We start from the raw sequence: 6,806 nt of genomic DNA, 5'->3' as shown, positions 1-6,806 counted from the left end.
GCGAGCCTGTGCAGACGACCGGAGCCACCTCTGTCAGTGTCGATGGCGGGGGTAAGACTTCTCCTCCAGAACGAACCAAGGGTGCGACCGTGAGAGTGAGGAACGGGATCAAGTGATCTTACGCGACCATCCGTTGCGCGCCGCGCTGTCGCAGGAAATGCACCTTCGGCGGCTACCGAGATTTGCTGCGCCGTACCGAATGGCTCAGATCGTCACGGTCCTCGGTGAAGCGGGGGCGCGCGATGCCCGAGCGCACATCGACACGCTTGCTCAAGCGGGGGATGTCATCGTTCCGATCTCGGCCAAATATGGCGTCCTTGAGATAGGCGGGTTCGTCTTGGTGTGGGAACGGCATACCGAGTTCGCGACCTACACATTGATGTGTCCCGGCGAGGCAGAGGTGTCGTTCGATCCAAATAGGTTCGAGCCCGTGATTTCGACCATGTTGGCCGAAATGCCGGGCGAAATCATTCGCGCGACCCAAGTCGCCCTGATCGCCGATCCGTCGCCGGACCGGGGACCGGCGGCGCTCGAGCAATGGTTCGCCTCCGACGCGATCGTCGCCTGTCAGGTGGCTGACGGGCTGGCGCGGGTCATGTCTGACTTCCGGCTCAACCCTGACGGCTTCGGGCGTTTGCTTATACTAGATCGCGGGCTAGAGCGGGACGAACAGGCACAGCTCGTCCTGCGGCTGCAGGAGCTCGGTAATTACCGCAACATGGCGTTACTAGGCCTGCCGCTCGCGCAGCGCCTGACTCCGTCGGTAACTGAACTCGAACTTCGGCTAGCCGGGCTGACGCATAATGTGTCTGAACGGAAATCTGAAGACAACCAGTTGCTCGACGAACTGACCTTCCTATCCGCGGAATTGGCCCGCCTTGCCGCCGAAACCCGCTATCGGATGAGCGCAACGCGGGCCTATGCACAGCTTAGCAGGGACCGTCTCGACAGTCTGTGCATCGTTCCGATTCGAGGGTTCCAAAGCCTCGCCGATTTCACCGAACGGCGGCTGATACCGGCGGTGCGGACATGCGACAGTTTCTCGTCGCGGATCGAGGATCTGCTCCAGCGGGCGGCGTGGACCAGCGAACTGCTGCGCACTCGAATCGACATCGCGCTAGCTAAGCAAAGCCGAGATTTGCTGACGTCGATGGACGGCAGGACAGACTTGCAACTGCGATTGCAGCAGACAGTCGAGGGCCTCTCGGTTGTTGCGATCAGCTATTATACGGTGGGGCTGGTTGGCTACGTTCTGGCAGCAGTGCCAAATCTGCGCCACACAATGGCGGTGGCGGTGTCGGTGCCGATTGTGCTGACTATCGTCGGGCTGTCGCTTTGGCGGGTTCGCCGTCGCCTCCACAGTTAGCGATTTCTCAGTTATCCTTCGTACCAACAAGGGCGCGGAGCAGCGTTGGTTGGCGATCTTTGATATTAAGAAGATAGGCGAACGTTCGATGGCATCTTGCATGCCTGGGCTTCTGCCGGTCCCATGGACGCCAGGTTAGGCTACATGCGCTTGGCGCTCGAAGTCCATGGGACTGAGATAGCCCATACCCGCGACGATCCGTGGATCGACCGCGTAATCACGCGCGATTTCGCGTGCGGTCATCTTGGCGGACATCATGACCGATGGCGTTCCGCCACCCGGTTGCGTGCCTTGCCCGACGAGATAGAGGTTGGTGAGATCCTCGCTGCGGTTGTGCGGGCGGAAGAACGCGGTCTGGGTCAGCCGCGGTTCCACGCCGAAGCCGTTGCCCGCATACGCGCCCAGCGTCTGCGCGAAATAATCGGGCGTGACGAAGCTGCGATAGACCAGCCGCTCGCGCAGGCCCGGAATGTAGCCGCGGTCATCGAGGAAATTGAGCACTTTGTCCGCAAACCCTTCGCCCACCGCATCCCAGTCGATGTCGCCCAGCGTGTTGGGCACGGGGATCAGGGTGTAGGCCGCATGATGGCCGGGCGGTGCCAAGCTAGGGTCGGTCAGCGTCGGGATATGCAGATATTGGGAGAAGTCCTCGGCGAGGACTTTGCGTTCGAAGATGTCGGTCAGCAACTCTTCGTAGCGTGGCCCGAGAATGATATTATGGTGGCGCACATCGGGGTCGCCGTCGCGCTTCTCATAGCCGAAATAGATGACCATCAGCGACATGCTTTGCTTGCGGAACTTGACCACGGCATCGCGGTTGATCCGCCGATGCGCCTTGTCGATCAACCGCAGGTACGTGGTCGCGTAATCGGCGTTGGAGACGATGAGGTCCGCCGCCAGCGTTTCGCCCGACGCGAGCGAAACCCCGGTCGCGACGCGCTGGCGACCGCGTTTTTCGACGTCGATCCGCGCCACTTCGGCGTTGAGCTGCACGGTTCCGCCCAATTCCTCGAATTTGGCGACCAGCGCCTTGACCAGCGCGCCGGTGCCACCCATCGCGTAATGAACCCCCCAGGTCTTCTCGACGAAGTGGATCATCGCGTAGATCGCCGGCACCTTCAGCGGATTGCCACCGATCAGTAACGGTTCGAAGCTGAATACCTGCCGCATCTTGTCGTTCTTGAAATATTTGCTGATGAGCGAGAACAAAGGCCGCACCGCGCCCAGCTTCAACAGATCGGGTACGACCGCGAGCATCGAGCCGAGGCTGCCAAAATAAGTGTAGCCAAGCTCGAGGAAACCGCGCTGGAAGATCGCGCGCGCAGCTTCGTGGAAGCGGTCATAGCCGTCGAGATCCTCGGGCGCGAGACGCGCGATCTGCGCGCGAACGTTCACCGGATCGGCGTCGTAATCGAAGAAGGTGCTGTCGTCGAAATAGATCCGATAAAAGGGCAGGATCGGCACGATATCGAGATAGCGGCTCGTGTTGAACCCGCCGCTGATGCCGGAACGGATGCGCTGTCCGTCGGCGAAGACGTCGGCTGGAAAGTCTGGCGCCGTCAGCATCGCCACGTCGCGCTCGAGCGAGAACAGCTCCTCGATGAAATGCGGGACGGTCAACACGGTCGGCCCCATGTCGAACGTGAATCCCTCTGCGCGGCGGACATAGGCGCGCCCGCCGACATCGTCGAGTTGCTCGACGATGCGTGTGTCGAAACCGAGGCTCTGCAAGCGGATCGCGCAAGCGATGCCGCCGATGCCCGAGCCGATCACAATCGCGGTGGGGCGTGTCATCATGGAGAGGTCTCAACTCTTAGGGGCATCGGATTTGATGACTCGGGTCGGTGCAACCGGTCTACCTTCCAGCGCGACAGCAAAAGGTGCTGCACTGCGACCGATGCGCTTAGCTGAAAGGCCTGCGCCACAATGTTCTGGTCGAGGCGCGGCAAAGCCGCTGTGCTTGCCCGCCCCTTATCGGTCGCGATTCATGTCCGGGCGATACGGGCTTTGTGCTGTATCGGCGCGCTGGTCGTCAGAGACCTGCCTCGACGGCAAGGCGGATCAGATCGGCCGTCGTCTGAAGGCCAAGCCGCTTCATCAGGATCGCACGATGCATCTTGATCGTCTTTTCGGCGAGATCGAGTTCGGCTGCAATCTGTTTGTTGAGCAGCCCGTCGGCGACGAGCTTCAAGACCTGCCCTTGTCGACGCGATAGCGCTTTCACCATTTCGGCCGCATGGATTCGGCGCATGCTCGACGGGGATGGAGCCCCGGCATCGATCTCGACCTGCGATCCGAGAAAATACAACAAGGCATCCTGCTCGTCGTAGATCGGCGCGACCAGAACGGCGTTCCGAAAGGGCTGGCCACTGCGCTTGTAGTTCAAGATTTCTACGAGCACCGGATGATGCTCACGCACGCCGCGCCGAATCTCCTCGGTCAGCCAGGGCTCGGTCGCCGGGCCTGACAGGAAGCGGCAGTTGCGCCCGACGACATCCTCGACCGGATACTCGGTCAGGTCGCAAAAGGCGTCATTACAGGCGACGATCGGGTTGTCGGGCAACCGTGGATCGCTGATGACAGATGGAATCGGACTGTCGGCGACCAGGCGGAAATGCCGATCTCTCGACGGAAGAACAACGACCTGTTGCGCCATATTATATGCGGGTCCGATGCATCAAGGCTTGCATACCGGCGGTGAGACGTTGTGGCACCCGAATTCTTGGGGACCGTGGACAGCTGCAGTATTCGTCTCAGGCGGCGGGGCAGCTCTCCGCAAACCCTTCCCCAACCTGCCCGTCCACACACGGCTCATTTCCAGCCGTTAAGCCGCCCCTGAACGAATGGCAGGTTTCTGGAGGCGCTCACGCCGCCGTGAACGACGGGAACTGGGTCGTAGTTGATGCAGGTTGGCAGGGCAGCCATCACAGCCATAGCCGAAGTGATCAGTCATCCGCGCGAACATACATTCTGACTAAGGGATATGACGCCCAGAAACTGCGGAACGGCATTGGCTGAGCGACGGCATTAACACCGATTAGCCGTTATGAGGACGCCCTATGGTCAACTTCGCTCACGAACGATCACCTAAGATCATTCAGCAGCGCCAACGTTCGCAAATGGCTGGAGCCGCTTTGAAGCTGTCTGGACGCGATGAGACGGGCGGCGGGGCTATCACGCCTTCCTGAATGTAGCGAATCGCTGATTTTAGTCCATTGCGAGAGAACGGTTTGGCGATGACACCGTGCGCGCCCGCGAAGTCGGCAGGTAGCTTGGCAGAATTGGCTGTCAAGAAGACAATGACAGTGCCGCGCCAGCGCGTCTGGATTAAGGCGGACACGTCCAGACCGCTGGAACCGAGCGCGAGCTGCACGTCGACCAGCGCAATGTCGGGCGCGGCTATCATGTGAAGCGCCTCGACGTCGGCGAGCGAAGCGGCTTCGGCGACGACGTGGTGTCCGCAGTCCTCGATAATCGCTTCGATATCCATCGCAAGAAGCGCTTCGTCCTCGACGATCAGGAACTCCAGCGTTTTGGGCTGCGGGCACATCTGTCAGCTTCCGACGGGGAACGTAATCACTACCGCGGTTCCCGGGTCGGCCCGCTGCCACTCCGTAGTAGCGCCGACCTGGCGGGACAGTTTCTTGATCAGGGTCCAGCCCAAGCCGCCGCTCCCGTCCGCGTCATCGGGGAAGCCCGGTCCATCGTCGGTGACGATGATCCTCGCATTCTCGTTCGCATGTTCCGCGCGCACCACCAGCTTGCCCGCGCGTCCGTCTTTGAAGCCGTGCTTGATCGCGTTAGTCACGACCTCGTTCAGAACCAAACCGAGCGCTGCGGCGTGGTTCGACGGCACGTCTATGGCATCGATATCGGTATGGACCACGATATCCTCCCGTCCGCTTGCGCCGACCACGTCGGACACCAGATTAGCCGCAAACGCACCGACATCGAACTTTGTTACATCGTCCGACTGATAAAGCCGACGATGTACCGTGGCGAGCGCATCGACCCGCTCGAGCATGGCTTCGAGCTTAGCGTTGATGACGGGATCGTCGATCGTCCGGGCCTGCAACCGGAGCAGCGACCCGATCATCGTCAGGTTGTTCTTCACGCGGTGGTCGACCTCGTGGAGCAGCAGAGTCTTGGCCTCGAGAGCGTCCTTCAATGCGACCGTGCGGCTTTCAACCTCGCGCTCGATCTCTACCTTCTGGCGAGCGATCGTCTTCTGTGCCTCGACCCGGTCGGTTACGTCCATCTGCGAGGCGAAGTAGAACTGGATCACCCCTGCCTCGTTGCGGACCGGGCTGACATAGAGCGCGTTCCAGAATGTGCTGCCGTCTTTACGGTAGTTCAGCAGGTCGACGTCGACCGGTGCTCCTTCGCGAATGGCATTTCGAACCCGTTCCACGCCGCCGGGATCGGTAGCCGGGCCTTGGAGAAAACGGCAGTTATGTCCCACGATCTCGTCGCGCTCGTAACCGGTGAGCCTCTGAAACGCCTCGTTGCAGAAGATGATGGGATTGTCGGGCAGCTGCGGATCCGTAATGACCATTGGCATCCGCGTCGCCCGCACGGCGGCGGCAAACGGATCGCCCTCGCCGCTCTCATGGTCGACGGAGTCGGTCAGGTGCCAGTTGTCGCGCTGCTTCACGTCGCTCTCCTATCCGTGGAGACGACCGGCGGCTCTCAACGTTCAGACGACAAAGTCTGACAACAATCCAGCGTATTACGCAACCTAAACCTCCTCCGCTATCTGCCAGTTTGTGCAACATCCGACGCCTGAACGAGCGTTCGATCCTAGGCGAACATGACAGCGGTCCGAACATTCGTAATTGGGTCCGAATGCCGATCTGGATTCAACGGACTATCGATTGCGTTCGGAATAAAAGAGTCACGACCGCAGCACCCAATGATCGCGAGGCCGATCGTGGCGGCTGTTCCCCCAAATTGAATAACCGACAAAAAACGTGTGCTGCTCTCCGTTGATCCGGCTGTCGAAACTGTTGTCGACCACGCACATCCCCGCGCGTAACGCTGGCGTCGCAGGCGCTAACGAACGGAATGAAAAGATCATGGCGGCAGGACAGCAGGTTGAGCCGCGGACGATATCGACCGTGAGCACGGAAGTCCGCACGCGGCAGATAGAGGTGGCTCCGGTCGTCTGCACAGGCTCGCGGCTTGGATAAGTGGATCGCCGCTGGTTGATCATGCCGCTGCGAGAAGCGGCTGGTCGAAGTATATCTGGTCGGGCGTGCGGCCGCCAAGAGCTGAGTGCGGCCGGATGCCATTATAAAATGCGAAGTATCGGCCGATGCCGGCGCGGGCCTCGGGGACCGATGCGTAGGCGTGCAGATATACCTCCTCGTATTTCACCGAGCGCCAAAGGCGCTCAACGAACACGTTGTCGCGCCAGCAGCCCTTGCCGTCCATACTGATG

6 protein-coding genes are annotated in these 6,806 nt (G+C 60.6%); 1 reads left to right on the top strand and 5 read right to left on the bottom strand.

Annotation, left to right across the window (positions count from 1 at the left end):
- Positions 1–112 precede the first annotated feature (112 nt).
- Complete coding sequence (locus tag EAH84_RS15570; RefSeq protein ID WP_241656662.1) at positions 113–1,366, top strand: DUF3422 family protein; 1,254 nt, start codon at positions 113–115, stop codon at positions 1,364–1,366.
- Positions 1,367–1,501: 135 nt separating this feature from the next.
- Here the strand turns inward: EAH84_RS15570 and crtI are convergent, their stop codons facing one another.
- From crtI to EAH84_RS15545, 5 genes are all read right to left on the bottom strand, one after another.
- The gene (crtI, locus tag EAH84_RS15565) at positions 1,502–3,163 is read right to left on the bottom strand and encodes a phytoene desaturase family protein (protein ID WP_241656661.1); all 1,662 of its coding nucleotides are present in this window, start codon (positions 3,161–3,163) and stop codon (positions 1,502–1,504) included.
- 235 nt (positions 3,164–3,398) lie between these two features.
- Positions 3,399–4,022: a LuxR C-terminal-related transcriptional regulator gene (locus tag EAH84_RS15560; protein ID WP_140872884.1), complete on the bottom strand. Its 624-nt coding sequence runs from the start codon at positions 4,020–4,022 to the stop codon at positions 3,399–3,401.
- A gap of 441 nt (positions 4,023–4,463) precedes the next feature.
- The gene (locus tag EAH84_RS15555; RefSeq protein WP_140872883.1) at positions 4,464–4,916 is read right to left on the bottom strand and encodes a response regulator; all 453 of its coding nucleotides are present in this window, start codon (positions 4,914–4,916) and stop codon (positions 4,464–4,466) included.
- A gap of 3 nt (positions 4,917–4,919) precedes the next feature.
- Positions 4,920–6,020 (bottom strand): PAS domain-containing protein, encoded by a 1,101-nt coding sequence (locus tag EAH84_RS15550; RefSeq protein WP_140872882.1) that lies wholly within the window; start codon positions 6,018–6,020, stop codon positions 4,920–4,922.
- A 554-nt stretch (positions 6,021–6,574) separates the two neighbouring features.
- Positions 6,575–6,806: integrase core domain-containing protein (locus tag EAH84_RS15545; RefSeq protein WP_140871468.1), on the bottom strand; the 232-nt coding region annotated here is incomplete at its 5' end.

The sequence above is a fragment of the Sphingomonas oligophenolica genome, from assembly GCF_006438955.1.
Classification (GTDB): domain Bacteria; phylum Pseudomonadota; class Alphaproteobacteria; order Sphingomonadales; family Sphingomonadaceae; genus Sphingomonas; species Sphingomonas oligophenolica_A.
This window is presented reverse-complemented; position numbering and strand designations above follow the sequence as displayed.

Excerpts from the sequence above, each read along its gene's own strand:
- crtI (WP_241656661.1), bottom strand. The coding sequence starts at position 3,163 with ATGATGACACGCCCCACCGCGATTGTGATCGGCTCGGGCATCGGCGGC.
- EAH84_RS15560 (WP_140872884.1), bottom strand. The coding sequence starts at position 4,022 with ATGGCGCAACAGGTCGTTGTTCTTCCGTCGAGAGATCGGCATTTCCGC.
- EAH84_RS15555 (WP_140872883.1), bottom strand. The coding sequence starts at position 4,916 with ATGTGCCCGCAGCCCAAAACGCTGGAGTTCCTGATCGTCGAGGACGAA.